27 protein-coding genes are annotated in these 24,794 nt (G+C 58.9%); 19 read left to right on the top strand and 8 right to left on the bottom strand.

The window, feature by feature from the left end:
* Positions 1 to 3: 3 nt before the first annotated feature.
* Both BLU15_RS26590 and BLU15_RS26585 read right to left on the bottom strand, forming a co-directional pair.
* Positions 4 to 897: an ABC transporter permease gene (locus BLU15_RS26590; protein WP_049810937.1), complete on the bottom strand. Its 894-nt coding sequence runs from the start codon at positions 895 to 897 to the stop codon at positions 4 to 6.
* Complete coding sequence (locus BLU15_RS26585; protein WP_090299588.1) at positions 898 to 1,995, bottom strand: ABC transporter ATP-binding protein; 1,098 nt, start codon at positions 1,993 to 1,995, stop codon at positions 898 to 900.
* A 185-nt stretch (positions 1,996 to 2,180) separates the two neighbouring features.
* Here BLU15_RS26585 and BLU15_RS26580 point away from each other — a divergent pair, with 185 nt between their 5' ends.
* From BLU15_RS26580 to BLU15_RS26560, 5 genes are all read left to right on the top strand, one after another.
* On the top strand, positions 2,181 to 2,885 hold the full coding sequence (locus BLU15_RS26580; protein WP_090299585.1) for a GntR family transcriptional regulator: 705 nt from the start codon (positions 2,181 to 2,183) through the stop codon (positions 2,883 to 2,885).
* Between the two features lie 101 nt (positions 2,886 to 2,986).
* The gene (locus BLU15_RS26575) at positions 2,987 to 4,315 is read left to right on the top strand and encodes an aspartate aminotransferase family protein (protein ID WP_244546821.1); all 1,329 of its coding nucleotides are present in this window, start codon (positions 2,987 to 2,989) and stop codon (positions 4,313 to 4,315) included.
* A 15-nt stretch (positions 4,316 to 4,330) separates the two neighbouring features.
* A complete protein-coding gene (locus BLU15_RS26570; RefSeq protein WP_090299579.1) occupies positions 4,331 to 6,046 on the top strand; it encodes an acetolactate synthase catalytic subunit in 1,716 nt (571 codons plus the stop codon).
* Entirely contained in the window at positions 6,043 to 6,816 is a 774-nt protein-coding gene (locus BLU15_RS26565) for an SDR family NAD(P)-dependent oxidoreductase (RefSeq protein WP_090299694.1), read from the top strand. The genes BLU15_RS26570 and BLU15_RS26565 overlap by 4 nt, the downstream gene beginning before the upstream one ends.
* Before the next feature lie 18 nt (positions 6,817 to 6,834).
* On the top strand, positions 6,835 to 7,494 hold the full coding sequence (locus tag BLU15_RS26560; RefSeq protein WP_090299576.1) for a response regulator transcription factor: 660 nt from the start codon (positions 6,835 to 6,837) through the stop codon (positions 7,492 to 7,494).
* Here BLU15_RS26560 and BLU15_RS26555 read toward each other — a convergent pair.
* Positions 7,491 to 7,712, bottom strand: coding sequence for a hypothetical protein (locus BLU15_RS26555; RefSeq protein ID WP_090299575.1), 222 nt, complete (start codon positions 7,710 to 7,712; stop codon positions 7,491 to 7,493). The genes BLU15_RS26560 and BLU15_RS26555 overlap by 4 nt on opposite strands.
* Positions 7,713 to 8,034: 322 nt before the next feature.
* Positions 8,035 to 8,304, bottom strand: coding sequence for a hypothetical protein (locus BLU15_RS40160; RefSeq protein WP_060644946.1), 270 nt, complete (start codon positions 8,302 to 8,304; stop codon positions 8,035 to 8,037).
* Here BLU15_RS40160 and BLU15_RS40920 point away from each other — a divergent pair.
* Positions 8,200 to 8,694 carry a winged helix-turn-helix domain-containing protein gene (locus BLU15_RS40920; RefSeq protein WP_371590089.1) on the top strand — a complete coding sequence of 165 codons (495 nt, stop codon included), beginning with the start codon at positions 8,200 to 8,202 and terminating at the stop codon, positions 8,692 to 8,694. The two genes, BLU15_RS40160 and BLU15_RS40920, sit on opposite strands and share 105 nt — an antisense overlap.
* A 109-nt stretch (positions 8,695 to 8,803) precedes the next feature.
* On the top strand, positions 8,804 to 9,502 hold the full coding sequence (locus BLU15_RS26545; protein WP_089045403.1) for a helix-turn-helix transcriptional regulator: 699 nt from the start codon (positions 8,804 to 8,806) through the stop codon (positions 9,500 to 9,502).
* Positions 9,503 to 9,840: 338 nt separating this feature from the next.
* On the opposite strand, the gene BLU15_RS26540 is transcribed toward BLU15_RS26545, so the two are convergent.
* The 3 genes from BLU15_RS26540 to BLU15_RS26530 all read right to left on the bottom strand — a co-directional run bounded on the left by BLU15_RS26540 (position 9,841) and on the right by BLU15_RS26530 (position 12,695).
* Complete coding sequence (locus BLU15_RS26540) at positions 9,841 to 11,088, bottom strand: type II toxin-antitoxin system HipA family toxin (protein WP_090299572.1); 1,248 nt, start codon at positions 11,086 to 11,088, stop codon at positions 9,841 to 9,843.
* A complete protein-coding gene (locus tag BLU15_RS26535) occupies positions 11,081 to 11,416 on the bottom strand; it encodes a helix-turn-helix domain-containing protein (protein ID WP_029742477.1) in 336 nt (111 codons plus the stop codon). The genes BLU15_RS26540 and BLU15_RS26535 overlap by 8 nt, the downstream gene beginning before the upstream one ends.
* A 355-nt stretch (positions 11,417 to 11,771) precedes the next feature.
* Positions 11,772 to 12,695 carry a nucleotidyltransferase and HEPN domain-containing protein gene (locus BLU15_RS26530; RefSeq protein ID WP_090299693.1) on the bottom strand — a complete coding sequence of 308 codons (924 nt, stop codon included), beginning with the start codon at positions 12,693 to 12,695 and terminating at the stop codon, positions 11,772 to 11,774.
* Positions 12,696 to 13,097: 402 nt separating this feature from the next.
* Between BLU15_RS26530 and trbB the strand changes: the two genes are divergently transcribed.
* The 12 genes from trbB to BLU15_RS26470 all read left to right on the top strand — a co-directional run bounded on the left by trbB (position 13,098) and on the right by BLU15_RS26470 (position 24,162).
* Complete coding sequence (trbB, locus tag BLU15_RS26525) at positions 13,098 to 14,066, top strand: P-type conjugative transfer ATPase TrbB (protein WP_090299569.1); 969 nt, start codon at positions 13,098 to 13,100, stop codon at positions 14,064 to 14,066.
* Positions 14,056 to 14,436, top strand: a complete 381-nt coding sequence (locus BLU15_RS26520) for a TrbC/VirB2 family protein (RefSeq protein ID WP_090299566.1) — start codon at positions 14,056 to 14,058, stop codon at positions 14,434 to 14,436. Before trbB ends, BLU15_RS26520 begins: the two co-directional genes overlap by 11 nt.
* On the top strand, positions 14,408 to 14,722 hold the full coding sequence (locus BLU15_RS26515; protein ID WP_060644942.1) for a conjugal transfer protein TrbD: 315 nt from the start codon (positions 14,408 to 14,410) through the stop codon (positions 14,720 to 14,722). Before BLU15_RS26520 ends, BLU15_RS26515 begins: the two co-directional genes overlap by 29 nt.
* Before the next feature lie 10 nt (positions 14,723 to 14,732).
* Positions 14,733 to 17,183: a conjugal transfer protein TrbE gene (locus BLU15_RS26510; RefSeq protein WP_090299563.1), complete on the top strand. Its 2,451-nt coding sequence runs from the start codon at positions 14,733 to 14,735 to the stop codon at positions 17,181 to 17,183.
* A 28-nt stretch (positions 17,184 to 17,211) separates the two neighbouring features.
* Positions 17,212 to 17,958 (top strand): P-type conjugative transfer protein TrbJ, encoded by a 747-nt coding sequence (trbJ, locus tag BLU15_RS26505; RefSeq protein ID WP_371590086.1) that lies wholly within the window; start codon positions 17,212 to 17,214, stop codon positions 17,956 to 17,958.
* Complete coding sequence (trbK, locus tag BLU15_RS26500; protein ID WP_090299559.1) at positions 17,955 to 18,155, top strand: entry exclusion protein TrbK; 201 nt, start codon at positions 17,955 to 17,957, stop codon at positions 18,153 to 18,155. The genes trbJ and trbK overlap by 4 nt, the downstream gene beginning before the upstream one ends.
* Positions 18,149 to 19,327 carry a P-type conjugative transfer protein TrbL gene (gene trbL, locus BLU15_RS26495; protein WP_090299556.1) on the top strand — a complete coding sequence of 393 codons (1,179 nt, stop codon included), beginning with the start codon at positions 18,149 to 18,151 and terminating at the stop codon, positions 19,325 to 19,327. Before trbK ends, trbL begins: the two co-directional genes overlap by 7 nt.
* 20 nt (positions 19,328 to 19,347) lie before the next feature.
* The gene (locus tag BLU15_RS26490; protein ID WP_060644937.1) at positions 19,348 to 20,010 is read left to right on the top strand and encodes a conjugal transfer protein TrbF; all 663 of its coding nucleotides are present in this window, start codon (positions 19,348 to 19,350) and stop codon (positions 20,008 to 20,010) included.
* 16 nt (positions 20,011 to 20,026) lie between these two features.
* Positions 20,027 to 20,839, top strand: coding sequence for a P-type conjugative transfer protein TrbG (trbG, locus tag BLU15_RS26485; protein WP_090299554.1), 813 nt, complete (start codon positions 20,027 to 20,029; stop codon positions 20,837 to 20,839).
* 3 nt (positions 20,840 to 20,842) lie between these two features.
* Positions 20,843 to 21,280 (top strand): conjugal transfer protein TrbH, encoded by a 438-nt coding sequence (gene trbH / locus BLU15_RS26480; RefSeq protein ID WP_090299553.1) that lies wholly within the window; start codon positions 20,843 to 20,845, stop codon positions 21,278 to 21,280.
* Between the two features lie 12 nt (positions 21,281 to 21,292).
* Entirely contained in the window at positions 21,293 to 22,588 is a 1,296-nt protein-coding gene (gene trbI / locus BLU15_RS26475; protein ID WP_090299550.1) for an IncP-type conjugal transfer protein TrbI, read from the top strand.
* Between the two features lie 485 nt (positions 22,589 to 23,073).
* Entirely contained in the window at positions 23,074 to 24,162 is a 1,089-nt protein-coding gene (locus BLU15_RS26470; protein ID WP_090299547.1) for a nucleotidyltransferase family protein, read from the top strand.
* A gap of 23 nt (positions 24,163 to 24,185) precedes the next feature.
* Here BLU15_RS26470 and BLU15_RS26465 read toward each other — a convergent pair whose 3' ends face one another.
* Positions 24,186 to 24,788: a TraH family protein gene (locus BLU15_RS26465; RefSeq protein WP_029742461.1), complete on the bottom strand. Its 603-nt coding sequence runs from the start codon at positions 24,786 to 24,788 to the stop codon at positions 24,186 to 24,188.
* Between the last annotated feature and the right edge of the window lie 6 nt (positions 24,789 to 24,794).

Here is a 24,794-nt window from a genome sequence, read left to right as displayed (position 1 = left end):
TGATCAGTTGACACCATTGAACCCCTTGTTCAGCGAGATGGTTTTTCGAAAGGCCACGACAAGGATGAGGGTGATCACCAGAAGCACGGTCGACAGTGCTGCTGCGAACGACCAATCCAAGACAACGGTGGTCTGTTGGCCAATCAGGGTTGCGATCATCATCGAACCTGGCCCACCAACCAAGGTGGGCGTGATGTAGAAGCCGATCGCGAGAATGAAGGTCATGACGCAGCCGGCGAAGACACCTGGCGTGCTCAATGGCAAGGTGACTCGCAGGAACGCTACGAGCGGTCCGGCACCAAGGTTGAGAGCTGCATGCGACAGGTCTTTCGGGATGGAGCGCAAGGTGGAAAACAACGGCAGGATCATGAACGGCATGAGCACATGCGCCATCGCCACGATCACGGCGGTCTCCGTATAGATGAGCTTCAGCGGCTCGCTGACGAGACCTGCGTCGAGCAGAGCGGAATTGATGATCCCGTTGCGCTGGAGCAGGACGATCCACGCATAGGAGCGGATCAGAACGGATGTCCACAAGGGGATCAGCACACATGCAGCAACGAGCGCCGCGGATCTGCCTTTCAGACGCGACATGGCGAATGCAACCGGGTAGCCACCGACGAGGCATAAAACCATGACACAAAACGCCACCATAAAAGTCCGCAGCAGGACCAGCAGATACAAAGGCTCGTTGAGGATGCGCCGATAGCTTTCTATTCCAAATTCGGGCGTGAAGAGGCTGATCTTGACCAGTTGCAGAAGCGGGTAGACGAACCCGATTGCCAAAAGCAGGGCCAGCGGCATCAGCAACAGGATTGTCGCGCTCCGCGACAGGATCTTTGCCGATCCGCCGCGAGCAATCGAACCTCCAGGTATTTCCAGAGAAACTTGCTCCATCTAGCGAGCCTCCGCCAGAGGAAACGCCACGAGACGAGAGAGGTCGGGTATGACATCGACTTTGTCGCCGGTCGAAAAGCGCATCGTTGCACTTGTCTCGGCCTGGACGTGCAGCTGGCGGGCATTTCCGGCGGCGATATCGATCACATACATGTGGTGAGTTCCAACGAATACGCTCGCGGCCACCGTTCCGCCGATTGCATCCGGCCGGCCCTCTTCCTTCGCCATCAATCGGGCGCGTTCGGGACGGAACGCCAGTTGGACGGATTGAGCTTGTCTGGCCCCTGCCGTCCGACCTTTGACACGGAAGAGACCTCCTGGCGCGGTTCGGACTATCGTCTCGTCAGCCTCGACCCCGACAACATGGCCTGCAACGAAGTTCATCTTGCCTATGAAGTCAGCTACAAAACTGTCGCGCGGCCTCTCATAGAGATCTTGCGGCGATCCGACCTGAACAAGGTTGCCGCCGGCCATAACCGCAACCCGATCCGACATTGTCAGGGCTTCTTCCTGATCATGGGTCACATAAACCACGGTTACGCCCAGGTTCTGCTGCAATGCCTTGATCTCGAACTGCATGCTTTCCCGAAGCTTCTTGTCCAATGCTCCCAGCGGCTCGTCCATGAGAAGCACGGGTGGGCGGAAAACCAATGCGCGCGCCACGGCCACGCGCTGTTGCTGCCCACCTGACAGTTCATGCGGATATCTCCCGGCAAAATCCGAAAGCTGAACCAAGTGGAGAGCGGCTGCCACATCCGCCTTGATGTCACCACTCGGCTGGCGCCGCATCTTCAGGGGAAAAGCAATGTTTTCAGCCACGGTCAGATGCGGGAACAGCGCATACTTCTGAAACACCATGCCGATCCCGCGCCGGTTCGGCACAACTCGTGTGATGTCCCTGACTCCGACTGAGATCGTTCCTTCGTCCGGGTACTCGAACCCCGCGATCATGGTAAGGAGGGTGGTCTTTCCCGAGCCGGAGGGGCCGAGGATGGACAAGAACTCCCCTGCGGCTATGTCGAGCGACAGTCGCTCCACCGCCAAGGCGCCCGCATAGCTCTTTCGAAGACCCCGTAAGGTGACTCTCTCTCCGATCAAATAAACCTCCCATTGATCAATCAATTACCGCAGGCTGCAAAGCTGCGAATAAACATGCAAGTCATGATTGCGTTACCCGTGCAGCGAATAGTGGTAGCTCTGCGAGGTCACATAAAGTTCGCGTAAAAGACATATTTCACTTTTGTTGCAACATAATTGCGAACAAGTCAACCGGGAGACGTAGATTGAGCGACGCAGCGGATGGAATCGAAACCACAGATGGAAAGAATCCGACGCGACTACGCGATGTCGCATACGACGATCTGAAGGAACGCTTGATCCGAGGGGCATTTGCGCCGGGCACCAAATTGACCGTGCGGGGCGTCGCCGACGAACTCGGAGTGAGTTCGACACCTGCTCGTGAGGCCATCAACCGGCTGACACAGGAAGGCGCGCTTGTGTTTGCAGGCCCGAAGACGGTGATCGTTCCAAGCCTGACGCGAGAAGCACTCGACGAGGTGACCGCGATGCGATTGGCCCTGGAAGGCCTTGCGGCGTTCAAGGGGGCATCCAACGCCACACAAGAGACGATCACCCAGTTGCAGACACTGCAACAGACGATCAACGAGCGCCTCGACAAACGAGACTACGTTGGCGTCCTCGCCTCAAACCGCGAATTCCATTTCGCGCTCTACCAGCTCAGCGAAATGCCCAACCTCGTCGCAACCATTGAGACACTTTGGCTGCGCACAGGGGCGGCTTTCCATGATCTGTACCCGGAGTTCGCAGAAAACAGGTTTGGCGTGCACAACCACCTGGCAGCAATCGAGAGCCTTGTAATTGGGGATGCCGAGGGCGTGCGGGCGGCAATCGAGAGCGACATTCGGGACGGATACCGTCGCCTCCGCCGGGTCGATGCGGACAGAATTCGGCGACAGTCGACGACCTAAGAAAAGTTTTTTGTTGCGTGACTTCCCAGAGCGTCATTTTTGTTGCAACATAATTGCGACGAAAACATGAACCACTGCTCGTTGCAAAGGGAAGTTTGATGATGGACAGCATAGTGGCCGCTCGGGCTCAATCCAGAGCCCGGTCCAACGCCGCATTCAGGGAGGCGCGCCGGTACTTTCCGGATGGCACCTCAAGAGCCACGGTTGAGCGCGATGGTGGCCCGATCTACATGACGCGGGGGGAGGGGGCCCACCTCGTCGATCTCGACGGCAGCAGATTTCTCGACCTCAACAACAACTTCACTACCCTGATACACGGCCACGCGTTCCCGCCGGTCGTCGAAGCAGTGTCTCGAACGGTAAGGGACGGAACCTGCTTCGCAAACCCAACCGAACATGAAATTGCACTCGCCGCCTTGCTCGTCGAACGCATTCCGGCGATCGAAAATATTCGCTTCGTAAACAGCGGCACGGAAGCCGTCATGTTCGCAATCAAAACGGCGCGTGCCGTCACGGGCAAGACAAATGTGGTTCGCTTCGAGGGCGCCTATCACGGTGCCAGCGACTGGGCCGAAGTCGGGCAGTCAAACAGCCCGGCAAATTGGGGACCAGTCCAGCGGCCGAGCAGCGTTCCAGGTTACCACGGCGCCCCGGCCAGCGTCGCAGACGACGTGACGGTCCTGCCATTCAACGACGTTGACGCCCTTGAACACGCGATCGGTTCCGTCGGCGGCCGAACCGCCTGCATTTTGATCGACGTCATGCCGAGCAGGGCCGGCTTGATCGAACCGGAGCCAGAGTTCATCCAGGCGATCATGGAACTGGCGCGCCGTCATTCCATTTTGATCGTGTCCGACGAAGTTCTCAACCTCAGGCAGGGATACCAAGGCGCATCCGAGCGGCACGGCCTTACCCCGGACCTCATCACCGCGGGCAAAATCATTGGCGGGGGGTTCCCCATCGGTGCGATCGGGGGCGCCAGCGAGGTGATGCGCGTTTTTAGCGCGGAGCATGGCCGGCCGGCGGTTCCGCAAGGCGGCACCTTCTCTGCAAATCCAGTCTCCATGGTCGCCGGCCTAGCAACTATGCAGGCCATGAATGAAGATGCATTCAGCCGTCTCGAGCATTTTGGCGATCAAGTCCGCCTCGGGCTTCGAACAGCCATCGCCAGAAGCGGCGCGCCATTCTGCGTGACCGGCACTGCGTCCTTGTTTCGGATCCACCCACGCTCAGAGCTTCCACGCACCTACCGCGAAGCCTTCATGTCGGCCGAGCAGGAGGAAACGATGCGCCGATTGACCCGCCATTGCATTTCCCACGGCATCTCCCTCCCGATAGGCGCTTCGGCATGCCTCTCCACCGCCATGACGGCGGCTGACATCGAACATGTCATCGAAGTCTTCGATCACTTTATTTCCCAGACCTACTAAACGACGAGAAGCACAATGACGATCAATACGAAAATGGTCACCGTCGCGGAACGCATGGCGCTTGCGCTTCAGCGTCATGGCGTCGAGCACATATTTGCACAAAGCCTTCCATCCGCGCTCATCCTGGCAGCCGAAGCAACTGGCATACGCCAGATCGCCTACCGGCAGGAGAACATGGGCGGTGCAATGGCAGATGGCTACGCGCGCGTTTCCGGCAAGGTTGCGGTGGTCGCCGCTCAAAACGGGCCGGCAGCAACGCTCCTGGTTCCACCCCTCGCCGAAGCCTTGAAAGCCAGCGTCCCGCTCATTGCACTTGTCCAGGACGTCGAACGCAGACAAACCGACAAGAACGCCTTCCAGGAACTGGACCATATCCAGTTGTTCCAACCTTGCGCAAAGTGGGTGCGCCGCGTCACTGAGGCGGACCGCATTGAAGACTACCTCGACCAGGCCTTCGTTGCATCCGCCTCCGGAAGACCAGGACCTGCAGTGCTTTTGCTGCCGGCGGACCTCCTTAGAGAACAAGGACCCGAGCGGCCGGCAACAAGGCGCAGCCACCTCGGACATTATCCGCTCGATCGCGGGCGCCCTTGCGATGACGTCATCGCGCTCGCAGCTAAGCTGATCGCCGAAGCGCAAGCACCGATTGCCATCGCGGGGGGAGGGGTCCACGCAAGCGATGCGTCGCAAGCACTTGCAACTCTCCAGGAAGCTGCTGGATTGCCGGTGCTTACGACGAACATGGGAAAAGGATCAGTCGACGAGCATCATCCACTCTCAGCCGGCGTTCTTGGCTCGCTCGTCGGACCGCGCTCGCTCGGCAGACACACTCTGCCGCTGGTCGAAGGCGCAGACCTGATCCTCTTGGTCGGCTCGCGTACCAATCAGAACGGGACCGACAGTTGGCGCCAGTTTCCTCCCAACGCGAAGATCATCCATATCGACGTCGATCCGCTGGAGATCGGACGCAATTACGAAGCACTCCGCTTGGTTGGCGACGTCAGGGCGACACTTATGGCACTCACCAACGCATTGAAGGACCGAGACCTATCCAGGCGCAGGGCGGCGCGGACCAGGATAGAAAAGCAGATCGCCCAATGCTGGGCCCGGTTTGAGGTCGATCGGCAAGATGTTGCGTCCTCGAACAAGATGCCTATCCGTCCGGAGCGCGTGCTTCGTGAGCTCCAGGCACGGTTGGATGAGAACGTGATCGTAGCTGCTGACGCCAGCTACTCCTCCATGTGGGTGGTCGGCCAGTTGCGCTGCGCAAGCGCTGGCGCTCGTTTCATAACACCGCGGGGCTTGGCGGGACTGGGATGGGGCGTGCCGTTGGCGATCGGTTCCAAGTGCGCCCAACCGGCCAAGAAGGTCGTCGCAATCGTCGGAGACGGCGGCTTTGCCCACAGCTGGGCCGAACTCGAAACGATCGTCAGAAGTGACCTCCCCATAGTCATCGTCGTGCTGAACAACGGCATTCTTGGCTTCCAGAAGGATGCCGAGATCGCAAAGTTCGGCAGACATACGACGGCGATCGACTTCAGCAACGTTGACCACAGCTTGATCGCGCGCGCTTGCGGTTGCGCATCCGAGCGGGTCGAAAAGCCAGAGGATCTTGCCGGCGCGCTTGGGCGTGCCTTGAGCACCGAGACCGCGACCTTGATTGAGGTGATAGCGGATCCCGGTGCGCATCCGGCTCTTTCACTCTTTGCGCAGATGGACGAATGCGCATGATTGCCGAACACGAAAAGGTGGCCGTCGTGACGGGCGGCACATCCGGCATCGGGCTCGCGACGGCACAGCGCCTGCTGAAGGATGGCTATCGTGTCGCTGTTTTCGGACAGCGACACGATCAGGCAGTGCTCGCCAAGCAGGCGCTTACAGCGCTCGCCAGCGACGAGTGGGTGATCAGCGGGGAGGCCGATCTTACGAACCCGCCGTCGATTAGAGCTTTTTTTGCTGAAGTGGAAAAGAGCTGGAGATCCCCGGATATTCTCGTTTGCTGCGCCGGGATTTCGCCGAAAGGCGAAAATGGCCCAATAGCGCTTCCGGATCTCACCCTCGATGAATGGAACCGCGTGTTCGCGGTGAACTTAACGGGCGCTATGCTCTGCTGCCAGGCGGTCGCAGAAAAGATGATCATTCAGGGCTTCGGCCGGATAGTGCTGGTCGGATCGATCGCGGCACGAACTCGCCCGAGGATCGCAGGATTGGGCTACGTCAGTTCCAAGGCCGGGTTGTCGGGATTGATGAAGGGCCTTGTCGGTTGCCTCAGTCCGAAGGGAGTAACGGTCAACCTCGTGGCACCAGGAAGGATCATCACCAACATGACGGGCCCCGCAGAGCTGCCGGTCAATGTGGAGGCGCGTCAGCGCATTCCACTCGGACGGCTCGGAACTCCGGACGACGTTGCTAGCGTAATCGCGTTCTTGGTCTCATCGGAGGCAGGCTTCGTCAACGGCGCTACGATTGACGTCAACGGCGGAGAATTCGTTCCCAATTAGGAGCTGTCAGGGTGGTACATGGCGCGCGTGCTTGTGATTACGGATGATCCGGATTTCTTCAGCCTGCTCGGGTATGTCCTCCAGGCTGAGGGCTTTCTGGTTTCTCGAGCAATTGGGCCGGGCGACATAGCGATCGATGAACACGTCGATCCCGCGGTCATCATCCTCGATACCAGCGAAAACACGCTAGAAATATGCCGATCGATAGTGTCGAGCAACAAACAGCCGGCTGCCACCATCGCTCTCATTCGATCCACCTCTTGCGAACTTGTCGCCCGATTGCTGCCAGCGGGAGTGACGATATGCGTGATCAGACCGTTCGGTCTCCCGCGCCTCCTCGATATTCTGCGACGGGCCGCCGGTTCCCTCGGCGAGCGACAACACCCACCATCTCGCCTCCGGCTTGATCGTCTCGAGCGAACGGTCACTTGGAAAGATCGGACGATCCGGCTCTCGCCAATTGAATTCGGTCTGTTTGCGGACATGCATCGGCACTACGGTCGGGTAAGGCTGCGCACAGACCTGCTTGCCGCCGGCTGGTCTCAGCCCGGACTAACGGTCCGCTGCGTCGACGTCCATGTTTGCCGGCTGCGGCGGACGTTGGCGCCGTTCGGCGAGACCTTCATCGAAACGATCAGAAGCTCCGGGTACAAGTTGGTTGCGCCGCCAGACAATTAGAACACGGTACGCGCGCCCAGCTGATGAAAGACTGCGGCCCAAAGGCGGCAATCCTCTTCGCGACCATCGAATTTGGCCTCCAAAGCGCTCCAGGCAGCGACCAGACGTGCATCGTCGCCAAAAACCTTGGTGACGGCGTTTCTGAGATGCCTTTCATTCTCATTCGCTCGCAAAGCGGCTTGCGAAGTAATCATAGAAGCGGTCGTTTGCGTCGACATAACAGGCTCCACTGAGCCGGCCTGGATTGACTTGCGTTGCGCCGGCCTATTGGACCTGATCACAGGTAGTGCGAAATTCGCACTGAGCCCTTGGCGTATGCAAGACAGTCGAAATACAAATTACTGCCTTATGTTACCTCATTTTTCATTTAAGTGTTAAAGCATATTGAATTTTATTCTGATAGAAGACTTGCATAATCGCCTATTAGTTACCGTATTGCAATCGAAAAGCGAGAATAATCCTTCCTATCGCAATCTTTTTGTGACATCAAAATGACGATGCCGAAAGGATGACTGGATGGTGCCTCGAATACTCATCAATTCAACCGATGCGGAACTTTACCTTTGGCTGGAATACATCCTTGCCACAGAGGGGTTTCAGGTGGAACTGAGTGACGGGATCGATCGCCAGATCGATAGCGAGGTCCTGGCTGTCGTAATTGACTGCCGCCTCACGGGCGACCCATCTGAACAGTGCTGCGCCTCTATGGACCAACTTGCAGCTCTGTCCGTTCCTCTTATCGCCCTTGTCGAGGGCGATGATCGCAAACTCCATCTCGATCTGATCAAGGCGGGCGCCGAACGGTTCCATCGACCAATCTCGCCGCGGCGGCTGGTAGACTACTTGCTGCGCCTTTCGCCGACACAGACAATGAACCCTGAGCAAAGGTCTCCAGGGCCGAAATCGCTACGATTCGCTGAAATCCAGATCGATCTCGCGTCGCATCGTGTCATCTGCGCTGACGAGGAGATCTATCTTCCGCCTCTCGAGTTCAAACTTCTGGTTCTTCTGTTGAGCAAGCAGGGACAGGTCTGTTCACGTGACGAACTGATCGAGGCAGCATGGCCAGCGACTGTGTTCGTCGAACCACGAACCGTAGACGTCCACGTCGGGCGATTGCGGCGCACATTGCGCAGGTCTTTACGACGCGACCCAATCAGGACAGTGCGATCGATAGGATACGCGCTCAATCAGAACTGATTGCACTCACAAACCTTCACAAAACCATTGTGAATTCTTCACCCAGGCTTCGTTGCACCCTTTTTGCGAGCATTGCACGCTTGGCAGTCGCAACCGGAGATGATGCCAGATGAATTCGGCACTGGACCAACTGATTGACGCAAGCAATGTTGCAATGAATGAAGAAGACATTCGCGAGGCACTTTGCGCGTTCACGAAGCGATGCGCATTCGACTGGTTTGCCTATGTCGATATGACCTTCCCTTTCGGTGCAGCGTTCACGAACTTCCCCGAGGCGTGGCAGGACGAGTATTCCGCCTGCGGCTACTTGCAGATCGACCCCGTCATGGCCCAGGCCCAGCGCTTGATGCGCCCGTTCGCCTGGCTAAACGCACCCACGCCGGGTGCCGATCGCAACGTTAGACAATTCTGGGATGGCGCCCGCCGCCACGGTATCGGGGGAGGGGTATCCATCCCTATCCGTTGCCCCTTCGGCAACTTCGCGGCACTGACTTTCGCCGCAAGAGACTGGCCACATATCAAGTCACCGCTCGACGAATTCAAGGCGATCGCCGCGGTCGCCTTCGTCCATGCACGCATCGTTGCGTGCCGGCCCACCACGCTCAAGGCGCCCGATGTCAATCTTTCGGCGCGCGAAGTCGAATGCCTCGCCTGGGCATCGCTCGGGAAATCGATGGCAATGACAGCGGAACTGGTGGGCATGCGGCCAGGCACCGTGAAGTTCCACCTCGATCGGGCGCGAATGAAGCTTGGAGCGTACAACCTCACCAACGCCGTTTATCAGGCAACCCGTCAACGATTGATTTAGTGCCAGGTGAACGTTCGCAGTCGGCGACGCCGATCCTCCTCGAACGATACCGCCAACCTCGGAGCTAAGGGCGGTCCATGATGGGATGCGAGACCATAGCGAACTTGTGGCTCTTTTCGAACAGCTCGAACTCGCCGCTCGATAACAGGACTGTCCCTATGACCTTGCAAGCGAGGTCTCTCCGTTGGCGGCGGCGGTATGGTCTCAGCTCGCCGCCGACGCGGGCAATCTAGCGCTCGTGCAGCGTGGCGAGGAGGTTGCTCCGAGAGGCGATACGTCGCGCCCAGATAGCCCCATGTAGCAGGAGGACGGATCGAAGCTGTGGAGGAAGGTCCTCGTCACAGGGCTAGCGCCCGCTGCAGATCGTTGTGCTCAAACGCGCTGGCCATGCGGTTGATCTCGGCCGACCGCGCACCGACCACCTTCGCGGTCTCCCGCCAAGTCGCGGTGGCGGTCGCCACTTCTTTGATGATAGTGCGAGCTTGGGCGAGCGTGAGGGCGAAGAACCCGGCGGCTTCTTCCAGCAGATCGAGCGAGCAGGTACCCTCATCGAGATCGATATTGGTCGTCAGCACCCGTGCCTTGACGTCGGTCGGCACCGGATTAAGGTCATAGGCAGGGGACAACGACCACCCGACCTTACCGAGCCAGAGAAAGCCGTGATTTCGCAGGAGATCGTCGACGTTGGAAATCAGCACATTGAAGGCCACGCGGCGATAAAGGGCGTGGGCATCGGTTCTTCCTTGCGCTCCGTGTTCAGCCAACGCGTCCACGATCTCTGGGTAGCTACCGCGCTCACCGTCCCTGGCGCCCATCATCGCCATTGCCGACAGGAAGGGAATTCGGACGGTACCATCGCGGTCGAAGCGACGGGACAACATGACCTTCTTACCGGCCACGTCTATGAGTTCATGGAGGGGCGTCGCAATGCCGGCCTGATCAGCCAGTCGCAGAGCAATTTCCTCCCATGTCTCCATGCTATATTCGTCGGTCTCCTTGGGAAACTTGGCAATCGAGAGGTGGCCATGTTGATCGATGACGGAGGCCTTCGGCCGAGCCCCACCAAGCGACGAGCCAGGCGCAAAGATAAGTTGGAGGTCTTCGTCGGTTTCCTCATCGCGCAGGATGCGCTCGGTGATCTGCAGCAGGCGACCGAGCTCGATAAAGGCGGGGACACCGGCGCGGACCGGAGCTTGGAACGGCTCTTCGCCGGCCCAGCGAAAGCGTAGTGCACCCAACCGGGTCTCGTCGGCGACGCCCAGCAGATAGTCACTTTCAGCTAGCGTGCGCACGGCACGGCCGTCCCGCTCCGCAATGCGTCGTTCCGAGCGTTGCATGAGGCGGCGGCCCCAGGTGTCAGGTGCCGAATCGCCGATGGAGCCGAAGGTCGTGAGGCCGGCGGGCGGCGCGAAAGCTCCCCGAGTGAGGGCCAGAGCCGGCTCCAGCGAGAAGCGGTCGGGGTCCTCTAGCCAGGCGCGGTCATACTCGAACATGATAGTCTCAGCGCCACGGACGCGATTGCTCCGCGCCAGCCCGATCGGGCGCGTGCGGCCGTGAAGGTCGATGTGAACTTCGAAATCAGCCATCTCGCGATGATCCCGGCAATCGCCTCGGGTGAGCGTGCTTAGGTAGTTGGGCGCTGGCCAGCGACTGACCGACACTGTCGTTACTGATGTCGGCGATCTGGCTCAGCCCATCCAAGAGGCCAAGCGCGTGCAGGACGCCGGCATAAATGCCGATACTGACGTTGGTGTCGCCTGCCTCGATCTTCTGAAGTGTCGAGCGCGACGTGAAGGCACGTTCGGCCACCACAGCCATCGGCAGCCGCCGGCGCCGACGTGCGTCATGTATGTCTGCGCCCAGTTTGCGCAGCGCGCGCCGCACCGCGGCCGGAGGATTATGAGGTGTCGGCATTTGCTACCTTCGCACTACAATTTGGCCGAATATGTAGCACGAAGCTTACAATTTTTCCAGAGGCGATAGTCAGACAAGAAGTCCAACGGGTTCAACTCGGGAAATGGTACGATGAGAAGTCTGACGCGCCGGTCCGCCACTCTATATAGGCTCTCAGCGCTCCTGCGCTCGACTTAAGGCCGACAATGGTGATGTCACCAAACATGATCGTGCCAAGCGCCATCGACTTCGCCCCACGGGCTCATCGGATACTCACGCTCGGCTCTGGATAGACGCGCCGGATCGTTTTTCGCAACGGATACGTTTTGCCTGACGGTCTTCCCGGGAAACGGCTCACCCAACATATCCTCCCCACCTAGCTTTCGAGTTTCGTAGCCAGAGCTTCGAGCGCATTGAGATGGTCTTCGCAGACTTTCTTGACCAACGCGTGGAGGACTTGCGTGCGCTCGACAAGGAAAGCGAGCGCCTCGTCGGTTATCTGGTAGTGCTTCGAGTACCGCGCCTTCACATAGGCTTCGTTTATCGTGTTGAACCAGGCAACATAGCGCTGGCGGTCCTGGGGCCAGGCATCCGCCAGACTACGGTCAAGTTCTTCCGCAAAGCCGCGCAGGGAACGCAAATTGTGTGTCGGAGGACCATAGTTCTTCAAAACGAGAAGCACCGTCGAATAGGCATGTTCGATCGCTTGGTGAAGTTCGAAGGCAGAATGGTTGGGGCGCGCACCCTTCCAATGGAACTCCGCGCCTATCAAGAATCCTTCTGCGTGCTGGAAACGGGTGTCGAAGTGTTCTCGCGCGACCGCCAGTTGTTCGGCCGCTGACATCGGGCGCGGCTCGGCCAATGGCTCGTTGTCGAGCTCATATAGTGCGATGCCTTGCCGACGGATGTCGCTGAAGAACCCGTTACCCCGCTTGAGCTCCTCATTCACCTCCCGGCGCGAATGCACGATGAACGACACCTGCATACCCTTCAGCATCTTATCGTTCAGCAAGCGATCGGCAGCGTTGTTCCAGTAAGCCGTGAAATCCGTCAGCTTACGATTATTGACGATGACCAACAGGTCGAAATCGGAACGATAACCTTTCCCGGTGTGAACCTCGTCCACCCAATCGCCGCGGGCATAGGAGCCGAACAGGATGACCTTCAGTATGCGTCCCTTCTTCTTGAACTCCGCAGCGCCTTCGGCCAGCGCATCGTCGAACTCATCGCGCAGGATCTCCAATACCCGAGCGAGCTGGCGCCGCTTGGCTTCGGGAAGGTGATCCAGGCTGGATTTCATCATGGTCGGAGGGGGCTCTAGCTTCGCGGTTCAATAGGCAGTCGATCGAAACAATATTAAACACTCTCCGACTCGCCGCAACCCAAGCGTTAGATGCTGCTGCCACCGAGGCTTTGCCCGACGGGCCAATCCTCCCGGCGAGGGGCGACTAACACTTCTGCGAGTAGATTGATCCGCGCGACGCTGCAAATCTCCCCGACGAAACGAACAGGAGATTTACTTGATGCCTGTCACCCCGATGACTCGTTGCGAAACCAGTCCGATTGCGTGCCGTGACACCCCCAGACCGGGAGCAACTACCGGGACGTGCAGCTTCGACACCGAACTTCCCGATGTTCCCTTTTCATTCGCGTCCGGTCGTCCGATCGTCTTGTTTCCTCTTCAGCAGAAAGCTGCATCGTGATGACACCCCTCAATCGCTCACTTCCTCGCCTCATCAGCAAACTTCAGAACGCTCTCGGCGATCATCTTTGCGTCGCTCTCGATGATCCAAGCGTAGTCGAAATCATGCTGAATCCCGACGGAAAACTGTTCATCGAACGCCTGGGGCACGGCATCACAACGGCCGGCGAGCTGTCTCGATCTGCGGCCGAAACCGTAATCGGCACCGTCGCTCATGTACTGAACTGCGAGGTGGACGACGAACGCCCGATCGTTACGGGCGAGCTTCCAATTGGCGGCCACCGCTTCGAGGGTCTTCTTCCGCCGGTTGTGTCGGGACCATCCTTCACGATCCGGCGCCGTGCCGCACGCCTCATCCCCCTGGACGAGTTTGTCGCCAGCAAAGTCATGACGACCACACAGGGCGAAGTCATTCGGAGTGCGGTGGCCGCCAAGCTGAATATCGTCATCTCCGGCGGCACGGGATCAGGCAAGACGACGCTTGCCAACGCGATCGTTGCCGAAATCGTCGCCCAGGCACCAGAGGATCGCCTGATCATTCTTGAAGATACGGCCGAAATCCAATGCGCAGCGGAAAATGCCGTTTGCCTCCACACGAGCGATGCCATTGACATGTCCCGTCTCCTCAAAAGCACGATGCGACTTCGTCCCGACCGCATCATTGTCGGTGAAGTCCGCGACGGAGCAGCCCTAACGCTGCTGAAGGCCTGGAACACCGGCCATCCAGGTGGTGTTGCGACGATACACTCGAACACGGCGCGCTCTGCACTTCGGCGTTTCGAGCAGCTTACGGCCGAGGTCAGCCAGCAACCGATGCAGGCGGTGATTGGGGACGCTGTCGATCTGATCATCTCGATCGAGCGGACACCGAATGGACGTCGCGTCCTGGAAATCCTTCACGTCGAGCGATTTGCCGGCGGCCAGTACCAGATCGAGCCCTACGCCGAGGAAGCACGCAATGCAGCCTGACCGCAGATTTCTTCCAATCAGCATTGTTGCACTATCTGCAATCGCTGTTGCTGGCCCCGCGGTCGCGGGCTCGGGCGGAGGACTTCCATGGGAAGGGCCGCTTGAGCAGATTCAGGAGTCAATCACTGGTCCAGTCGCCGGCTATATCGCGCTCGCGGCAGTCGCCATCGCCGGCGGCATGCTGATCTTTGGTGGCGAGCTAAACGACTTCGCACGACGGCTGGTGTATGTGGTCCTGGTCGCCGGGGTCCTGCTCGGTGCCACACAGATCGTCGCCCTTTTCGGCGCCACCGGAGCCACCATCGCACTGTCGGAGTCGCAGGCAGAATCGGTGCGTTCGGATGGAAGTTGGGAGGCGGCGCGTGGCTGAAACCGGTCTTCAACGCAACCGTATACATCGGGCCCTCTCCCGACCAAACCTTCTGCTTGGTGCAGATCGCGAACTGGTGCTGATTACAGGCCTTGCCGCCGTCATCCTTATCTTCGTGGTGTTAACGATCTATTCGGCGCTCTTCGGGATCGCTGTCTGGATCATGGTCGTTGGCGCGCTACGCATCATGGCCAAGTCGGATCCGCTGATGCGGAAGGTCTACCTCCGCCACATTTCCTATAGACCCTCTTACAGACCAACCGCCTCGCCATGGCGTAAGTATTGAGGAGGCGAGCATGGTCGCGCTCAAGCAATTCAGGGCCAAAGGCCCTTCGTTTTCCGACCTCGTACCCTATGCCGGTATGGTGGATAACGGCGTCCTTCTCTTGAAAGACGGAAGCCTCATGTCCGCCTGGTACTTTGCCGGGCCAGACCTGGAAAGCGCGACAGATCAGGAGAGGAACGAGCTCTCTCGCCAGATCAACGCCGTCCTGTCGCGGCTGGGCAGCGGTTGGATGATCCAGGTCGAAGCAATCCGGATTCCAACCGTCAACTACCCGTCGCAAGAACGTTGCCATTTTCCGGACCCAGTTACGCGGGCAATCGATGCGGAACGCCGCATGCATTTCGCGCGCGACAACGGGCATTTCGAGAGCAAGCACGCCCTGGTGCTGACGTATCGGCCGCCCGAGTCCAGGAAAGCAGTGCTGAGCAAATATATCTACTCCGACGAAGAGAGCCGCAAGAAGTCCTACGCCGACACGGTTCTCATCGCGTTCAAGAACGCTGTCCGCGAGGTCGAGCAATACTTCGCAAACACCCTATCCATGCACAGAATGCGAACCCGCGCCGTCGCCGATCGAGGCGGCGCACGAACAGCCCACTATGACGAACTCCTTCAGTTCGCCCGGTTTTGCATTACCGGCGAAAACCATCCAATCCGCCTCCCAGACGTCCCGATGTATTTGGACTGGATCGCGACGGCCGAGCTTCAGCACGGGCTGACACCGATGGTCGAAAGCCGCTTCCTCGGCGTCGTCGCGATTGATGGCTTTCCTGCTGAGAGCTGGCCGGGAATCCTGAACAGTCTTGACCTGATGCCGCTGGCCTATCGTTGGTCGTCGCGTTTCGTGTTCCTCGATGCGGAGGAAGCTCGACAGAAACTCGAGCGGACGAGGAAGAAATGGCAGCAGAAGGTGCGGCCGTTCTTCGATCAGCTCTTCCAGACGCAGAGCCGATCAGTCGATCAGGATGCTCTCACCATGGTGGCGGAGACTGAGGACGCCATCGCCCAAGCATCGTCGCAACTGGTCGCCTACGGTTACTACACGACTGTCGTCGTGTTGTTCGATGGCAACAAAGAAGCCTTACAAGAAAAGGCGGAGGCGGTCCGCCGGCTGGTTCAGGCCGAGGGTTTCGGCGCCAGGATCGAAACACTAAACGCGACGGACGCCTACCTCGGAAGCCTCCCGGGCAACTGGTACTGCAACATCCGTGAGCCTCTGATCAACACCAACAATCTCGCTGACCTCATCCCGTTGAACTCGGTCTGGTCGGGTGATCCGGTAGCCCCGAGCCCGTTTTATCCGCAGAACTCGCCGCCTCTCATGCAGGTCGCCAGCGGTTCGACACCCTTTCGGTTGAACCTGCATGTCGATGACGTCGGTCATACTTTGATTTTCGGCCCCACTGGCTCCGGCAAGTCGACCTTGCTGGCGCTGATCGCTGCCCAGTTCCGACGCTATGAACATGCCCAGATCTTTGCCTTCGACAAAGGAAACTCACTTCTGCCGCTGACGCTTGCCGCAGGCGGCGACCATTATGAGATCGGCAGCGACGAGAAGGGGAGGGCACTGGCGTTCTGCCCGCTTTCGGAGCTCTCCACCGACGAAGATCGCGCTTGGGCGACCGAATGGATCGAGATGCTTGTGGCGCTTCAAGGCGTCACGATCACCCCGGACCTTCGCAACGCGATCGCCAGGCAAATCAGGCTCATGGCCAGTGCGCCCGGCCGTTCGCTGTCTGACTTTGTCTCAGGCGTTCAGCTTCGTGAGATCAAGGATGCTCTGCATCATTACACGGTTGACGGTCCGATGGGCCAGCTGCTCGACGCCGAGCATGACGGGCTCAGTTTAAGATCGCTCCAATGCTTCGAGATCGAACAGCTCATGAACATGGGAGAGCGCAACCTCGTTCCAGTGCTCACCTACCTGTTTCGAAGGATCGAAAAGCGTCTCGACGGATCCCCAAGCTTGATACTGCTCGACGAAGCCTGGCTGATGCTTGGCCACCCGGTTTTCCGCGACAGGATCCGTGAGTGGCTCAAGGTTTTGCGGAAGGCAAACTGCGCTGTTGTGCTCGCGACCCAGTCGATCTCGGATGCTGAGCGCTCTGGCATCATCGACGTGTTGAAAGAATCCTGTCTAACCAAGATTTGCCTTCCAAACGGTGCTGCGCGGGAACCCGGCACTCGAGCGTTCTACGAGCGGATTGGCTTCAACAAGCGGCAGATCGAGATTGTTTCGATGGCCACTCCAAAGCGCGAATACTACGTGGTGACGCCCGAGGGCCGCCGGCTTTTCGATATGGCGCTGGGTCCTTTTGCGCTCAGCTTCGTTGGCGCGTCCGGCAAGGAGGACCTCAAGCGCATTCGCGAGCTCAGATCGGAACATGGCCGGGACTGGCCGACACAATGGCTGAAAACGAGAGGAGTTCAGGATGCTGCGTCACTGCTCAATATCGAATAGGGTGGTTCCGGTATTAGTCGCCATTGCCATGGCATCCTTGTCCCCGCTGCCGGCACGCTCCGGCTCGGCAACGGGCGTTGCCACAGAATGGACGCAGCTTGCCAACAACGCTCAGCTCGTCGATCTCCTCAAGAGCAGTGGCCTGCAGGTCGACAACCAACTGACCCAGATCAGCCAGCTGGCGGAGCAAATCCAGAACCAGCTGAAGATTTACGACAACATGCTCCAGAACACGGCGCGATTACCTGATCATATCTGGGGCGAGGTCGAGCGCGACCTGAACCAGTTGCGCGGCATCGTGGAGAATGGGCAAAGCATAGCCTTCTCGATGGGTAACGCGGACGACGTTCTGCAGCAGCGCTTCAAGAGCTACGCAGACTTGAAGAAGAACCTGCCTAGCGGTGAGAGTTTCTCGTCGACCTACCGGGCCTGGTCAGAGACAAACCGCGACACAATCGCCGGCACTCTGAGGGCAGCAAGCCTCACCGCCGACCAGTTCGATACGGAGGAGGGCACCATGGGCGAGATCCGGTCGATGTCACAGTCCGCGGACGGACAGATGAAGGCGTTGCAAGTCGGTCATCAGCTCGCTGCACAACAGGTAAGCCAGATGCAGAAACTGCGCGGTCTCGTCTCGCAGCAGATGACGATGATGGGCACGTGGCTTCAGTCGGAACAGACTGACAAGGATCTGGCACAGGCGCGACGGGAAAGGTTCTTCGACGCACCTGTGAAGGAGATTCCTGAAGGTCAAGAGATGGAGCCCCGCTGGTGAACCGCACAATTGCAATTGTGGGGCTAGTCGTCGCCGCTGTGGTCCTATCAGCCGTTACAGCCGTCGTCCTCAACACGTTCGCCTCTGGTCAGCGCGTCATGTCCGACGAACAGAGAGAGGCCCGCGAGAGTTTTTTCGGCTCCAGCACAGAGTTGCCTCCGATCAAAAAGGGGCAGGAGATGAAACCGAGATGGTGACACGCTCATCGGACCGGACACTCATCCTAGGGTGCGTGATTGCCCTTGTGGCCGCGGCGCCTGTCTATGCCCAAGCGGGCCAGGTGCTGACGGAGCTTGAAAACCAGGTCGTCGTCGCCGCCAAAGGGTGGGAGACCACCATCATAGACGCGGCGCGATCCCTGTTCTGGATCCTCGCGGCTATCGAGATCGGGATATGCGCCGTTTGGCTGGCCCTTCAGGCGGCATCGCTCGACGGTTGGTTCGCCGAACTCGCGCGGCGGATTATGTTCGTCGGCTTTTTCGCCTTCGTTCTTGATCAGGGACCGACCTTCGCCAGAGCAGTGGTCGATAGTCTTTTTCAGATTGGGGCAGGCGGGGGATCGGCGTCGCCGGCCGAAGTCTTCGATGCAGGCATTCGCGTTGCTTCTCAGATGTCGCAGCAGGCCAAATTCGGCGTTTTCGAGGATAACGCACTGGCGGTCGCCGCGGTTCTCGCCATGGGGGTCGTGGTTATTTGCTTCTCGCTCGTTGCCGCGATCTTCGTCGCAGTGATCGTCGAGATGTATGTCGGTCTGCTCGCCGGCATGATCATGCTCGGTTTTGGTGGCTCGTCCTTCACCAAGGATTTCGCGGTACGCTACCTCGTTTATGCCTTCGGCGTCGGCATGAAACTAATGTCCCTCGTGATGATCGCAAATATCGGATCAAACGTGCTGCTCGGACTGGCGCGAGCGCCAACCGCAACGTCCGACCAATTCATCACGACACTTGCCATAGCCGGCATCTCCGTCGTCGTCTTCATCATCGCCATGTATGTGCCCAACATCTTACAAGGGCTGGTCCAGGGGGCCTCTGTGACTGGTGGAATGGAGACAATTCGTCATGGTGGCCAAGCTGCCTCTTTCGCCGCCGGTGCGGCGTCACTGGCAGCCGGTGCGGTCGGCGCCGGCACCGCAGCGGCCCAGTCCGCTCGCGCAGGCGGCTCAACGACCGCCGCCTCAGCGCTTCGCGGGATGGGAGCCGCTCTCGGCTCCGGTGGAAAGGCAATGGGGTCTGCCGCCAAAGAGAAAGCGATCGGATCGCCTGGTGCCTATGCCGGGTCACTGCTCGGACTTGCCAACGCGAAACTCGACAAGGCACGCGGGCGCGCCGGCCGGAGCAAGGCGATGCCTGAGCGAAACGATGAATAGCTTATCGAAGGAATATACCAATGGCAGCAAACCGCGCCCCCGAAAACCCGTACCTTGCTGCGCGTCAGGAATGGTCCGAGCGATACGGCTCCTATGTCAAGGCGGCCGCCGCGTGGCGCATCGTTGGCATTCTCGGGCTTGCCATGGCTGTTATCGGATTCAGCTACGCAATGTATTTGAGCACCCAGGTCAGGCTGGTGCCCTACATCGTCGAGGTCGACAAGCTAGGCACACCGATCGCCGCGGGTTTCCCGGAGCAGATAGAGTATGCCGATGCGCGCGTGGTGCGTGCGACGCTTGCAAATTTTGTGGCGAGCTTCCGGAGCATCTCCCCGGATGCAGTGGTCCAGAAGCAGTACATAGACCGCACTTACGCCCTCCTTCGCACATCGGATCCATCTACCCAAAAGATCAACTCATGGTTTCGCGGCAACTCGCCGTTTGAGAAGGCCAAGTCGTCGACCGTGGCCATCGAGGTCAACAACGTTGTCGCGCTTTCGAACCAGACCTACCAAATCGACTGGACGGAATACGAGCGCGACCGCAAGGGCAAGGAATCCGGCACGCGCCGGTTCCGCGGGATCGCAACTGTCACGCTGACGACGCCGCAGGACGAGGCGATCATCCGCATCAATCCCATTGGCCTCTACGTCCAGGACTTCGACTGGACCGCGCAGCTTTAAGGGCAGGGACATTCAAATGCACAAATCAGTATTGATGGCGGCGGCAGGCTGCATGGCCGGGCTCGCGTTTGTCGGCGGCACGTTCGCGCAAGAAATGACGACGAGCGAGGCAAAGGGCACGAGTTTATCCGCCAAATGGCGTGGCGCGCCGGGGCTCGTTACAAAGGGGCCCGACGGCAAAGTCATCTTCCTCTTTGGGCAAATCCAGCCCTCGGTGGTTTGCTCGCCGCTCCAAGTCTGCGATATCGAACTGCAAGGCGGCGAGATCGTTCGCGACGTGCTCGTTGGCGATACGGTCCGATGGAAGGTCGAGCCGGCGACATCAGGTGCTGCCGGCGGGCAGGCAATCCATCTCATCGTCAAGCCATCCGAACCTGGCATCGTGACCTCAATGGTCGTCACGACGTCGCGGCGAACCTATCACATCCAGCTGAAGTCTCATCCGAACCAATATATGGCCAGGGTGGGGTTTGAGTATCCGGAGGATGTCGCGCACAAGCTCGCCGATATCAACTCACGACTGGAGGCCGGAAGCTTCGGGTCGGCGGCGCCCGAGGTGCTGACTTTTTCATATACGGTAAGCGGACGCGCGCTTTGGAAGCCGAAGCGCGTCTATTCCGATGGCCGCAAGACCTACATCCACTTTCCACGTTCAATCGCCGGGCAGGATGCACCGGTTCTCTTTGTCGTCAGCGGCGGCCAGAACCGCGTGGTCAATTACCGCATGAAGAACGACATGATGATCGTCGACTACACCATCGATCGGGCAATCCTTGTCTCTGGTGTTGGCTGGCGTCAGCAGAAAATCACGATCAGGCGAGGAGGTTGAACCGTGCCAAGATTTTTCGCCGCTCTCGTTGCGGCACCCCTTCTTGCAAGCTGCCAGACCGCCGATCCACAGCACTCGGTGATAGGAGAGCCCATCGCCATCACCGGGCCGGCTGCAAGCGCGATAGCAGGCGACATGGCGAGCAGGTTTGCCGAGCAAATCAGGTCCGCCGGCGCGGCCACCATCAAGTTGCAGGGAGAGCCGTCCGAATATGCGGCCGCGCTCGAGGCCGCCTTGAAGGGGTGGGGGCACACGATCGTTGCCGATGGAAAAGCTGCCAAGGATCAGAACCCGATCGAACTCGCCTATTCAATCGATAGCATCGACGGCCAGGTATTCGCGCGTCTGACCACGTCCTCGATCTCGCTTGGCCGCGCCTACACGCCCACTGCGACAGGCGCGACGCCGACGAGCCCGCTTTCGATCATGCAGCGCGGATGACAGGAGGCGACTTTGGTTCAATCGCTACAGCTCGGTGCATCCCCTAATGGCGACGATCAGCATGGGATGCGCCGCCTCAACCGGCTGCCAATCATCGTCACAGTCATGATCGTTGCGCTGTTCCTCGGCGTTGTCGTGATTGGACTTTCATGGCGCGGACTATCGTTCAATCGAGCCAATGAGCTTGAAAGCGCGGCAAACGGCAGCGCTACGAATTTCGGAGACCAGTTGAAGCGCGGTGTGCCGGACGGGATTATCGGGGAGCCTGAAGGCAAAGAAAGCGTCCAGCCGACGCCAGCCGTTGTCGAGAAAGAGCAGGCGAGGGAGCCGGACATCGAGCGGCAAGCAGAGGTCCGCGATAGCAAGCGGCAACGGCTGGAGTCCGAGGAAGACTGGAAAGCTCGACTGAAGCGCGAGCAGGACGAACAATATATCCGGGAAGCCCAGCGCCAACGAATGGCCCGCCTGCAGGCGCGTGCTACCGCAATGGATTCACCTCTGACTGTCGACGTCTCCAACGCTCGGACGTCTACGGCTGATCGTGTCAGCGGCAGCCAGAGCTCAAGTCGCGCCCCCAATAGCGCTTCTGACCTCTATGCAGCCGCGATGAAGTCCAGTGTGATGGGCCAGAATGCCGATCCAAATGGACAAACATCGAAGGAAGACTTTTTCAATCAGGACATCAAGGATCTCGGGTACCTGCCCAACCAGGTCGTGCCGGCGCTTTCTCCCTATGAGCTGAAACGCGGCTCAGTCATTCCTGCGATCTTGCTTACGGGCTTGAACTCCGACCTACCTGGAAGGATCACAGCGCAGGTCAGCCAAAACGTCTATGACAGCGCAACCGGACACCGCCTGTTGATCCCGCAAGGTGCAAGACTGTTCGGGCGCTACGATTCAAAGGTGTCGTTCGGCCAGCAGCGCGTGCTCGTTGTGTGGACCGATCTCATTCTTCCGAATGGCTCAACACTACAGATCGGCGGCATGGCCGGCACAGATGCCGAGGGCTATGGCGGCTTTAGAGACCGGGTCGACCGGCACCTCTTGCGAACATTCGGATCGGCGGCGCTTATTGCGCTCATCGGCACCGGGATCGATGCTTCAATGCCGGAAAGCTCGACCCTTGCGACACAGGATAGCGCCTCGGACGCAGCGCGCAGGAATTTCGCAGAAACCTTCGGACGCGTCGCCGAGCAGACGATCTCCAAGAATCTCAACGTGCAGCCGACAATCCGGATCAGGCCGGGCTACAGGTTCAACGTTCTCGTTGACCAGGACATTATCTTCCCATCCCATTACAAGGGCTAGCTGAGCACGGCCATTAGACGAACCTCGTCGGTTGTTGATCGATTTCCGCAGGTTGAGCGACGGCGCACGGTTAGCGGCTCGCTATTTCCGTGCATTGTTGCGCTTTTATTTGGCGCCTTCGACAAACACTAATATCAAGTATCTGAATCGCCCTAATTTTATGCTTTGGACTCAAACGCCGCAGTGCGGCCAACGATCTTGGGTGTTTGGACGAAGGGGTTATGCCTTTTTTGTGGAAAGGTATAACGTTGATTTTTTCGACGAACATCAGTCCTATCCTTGACCCTGGATTCCCATCCAGTTATACCTTTTTTGATAAAAGGTATAACGTCGAGGAATGCGACACGGGCAGCTGAGTCCGGTGAAAAATAAGCCGAGATCCTCCCGAAGAGAGAGCCAGTGGCGGTCTATCCGCTCGGCGACAAGCGGCTTGCCTATCCTGCTACGCAATCGAGATGCAGAAATCCGAGGAAAAAAGCTCGCCAATGAAGCAAATCGACCTCATGTACCAGACCATGCTGGCCGAACTCGGCCAACGCTCGCTCGACGCCGCATGGACGGCCGACTTCCCCCCTGAGGGCAGGTTCACGCCGGTCACAGTGAAAGATCGCCGCTACTGGTACTTCGATATCCCTGATGGAACTGGGGGCAGGACACGCCGCTACGTTGGTCCTGCGGACGATCCGGACATCGCAAAGCGCGTCGAAACCCACAAGCGAGAGAAAGACGACCTTCGCGCCCGCAGGCGCATGGTGGCGTCGCTGACCCGCGAAGGAGGCATGATCGCTCCGGATTCAATGACGGGCGATATCGTCGAGGCGCTGTCGGCTGCAGGCCTATTTCGGCTGCGGGGCGTTCTCATCGGCACGGTAGCTTTTCAGACTTACGCCGGAATCCTCGGTGTTCGCCTGCCGATGGCCGCGCTCCTCACAGGCGATGCGGACATCGCACAGGACTACGCCATCTCTCGTGAGGTTGAAGACACCCTGCCGCCGATGCTCGAACTGCTGCAGTCAGTGGATCCCACCTTCATCCCGGTGCCCCATCGATCGGGCGCCGCGTCCTCGTCCGCTTTCCGAACCGCCAACGGCTACAGAGTCGAGTTTCTGACATCGAACCGCGGCTCAGACGATTACCTCGACCAGCCCGCTAAGATGCCAGCTCTGGGTGGAGCTCGTGCCGATCCGCTGCGTTTTCTCGATTTCCTGATCCGCGATCCGGTGCGGACAATGCTGCTTCACAAGTCCGGTGTCCCTGTGACTGTCCCAGCCCCCGAGCGGTATGCCGTCCATAAGCTCATCGTCGCCAGCCGCCGACACAACGACGTGCAGGGGGCTGCGAAGCGGGACAAGGATATCCGACAGGCCGAACTTCTGTTCGAGGCCCTGCAGCAGACGAGGAGGGCATCGGACCTAGCCCTCGTATACAACGAGGCGTGGGAACGCGGTCCGCAATGGCAGGAAGCCATTCGCGCCGGAGCTGGCATGATGAGGGAAGAGGGATTGGACCGCCTTAGGGACTGTCTCACGTACGGCGCCATCCAGATCGGCGAAGATATCACAATCCCATTCTGACGACACAGGGAACGGGATGAATGTCAATTTCCGCCGATGCGGGACAGGTCAATGCGAATTCCAGCGCGTCCAAGATCCTCATTCGTCCCGTTCGCGGGTATAGTCATTGCTGCTTCCTCATCATCGATAGAATGCACTTTGCTTTGCTTCGGCATTTCGATTGAACCTCCCGGGTCCTCCGCCTCGAACACGCTTACGCCTTCGAACTCTCCCGTCTTCCAGGCATAGACCGCATCCTCGAAAATCTGCGGAAAGACGTCATCGCTCCTCGGATTGCCGTACCATTTGGCAACGATCCGCAGGATCTTCGCAAACATCAGCGTGCCCATTCGCAGGTTCGCACATGGTTCGACGAGGTCGGATTTCAGTTCGTACGCCTCTTTCAAGACTACTCCTGCCGGAAACTGCGTTAGGCCCACGCGAACGACTGCGCGCCCTACATTCTGCCGAATGATCTCCATTGCGCTGTCCGCTGTTGTCGCCTTCGGCACGAGGATCAATCGCCCGCCCGAATTCACGGTAATGGTAAGCGGATCGGGCGAGCCGGCTGCCTCAACGAACTTCTCTACGATCGCCGGCCTGAGTGAGGGGTCGGCACATTCTTTGATCAACGCAATGTCCATCATGCGATC

The organism is Ensifer sp. YR511 (assembly GCF_900103045.1).
Taxonomy (GTDB): Bacteria; Pseudomonadota; Alphaproteobacteria; order Rhizobiales; family Rhizobiaceae; genus Ensifer; species Ensifer adhaerens.
This window is presented reverse-complemented; position numbering and strand designations above follow the sequence as displayed.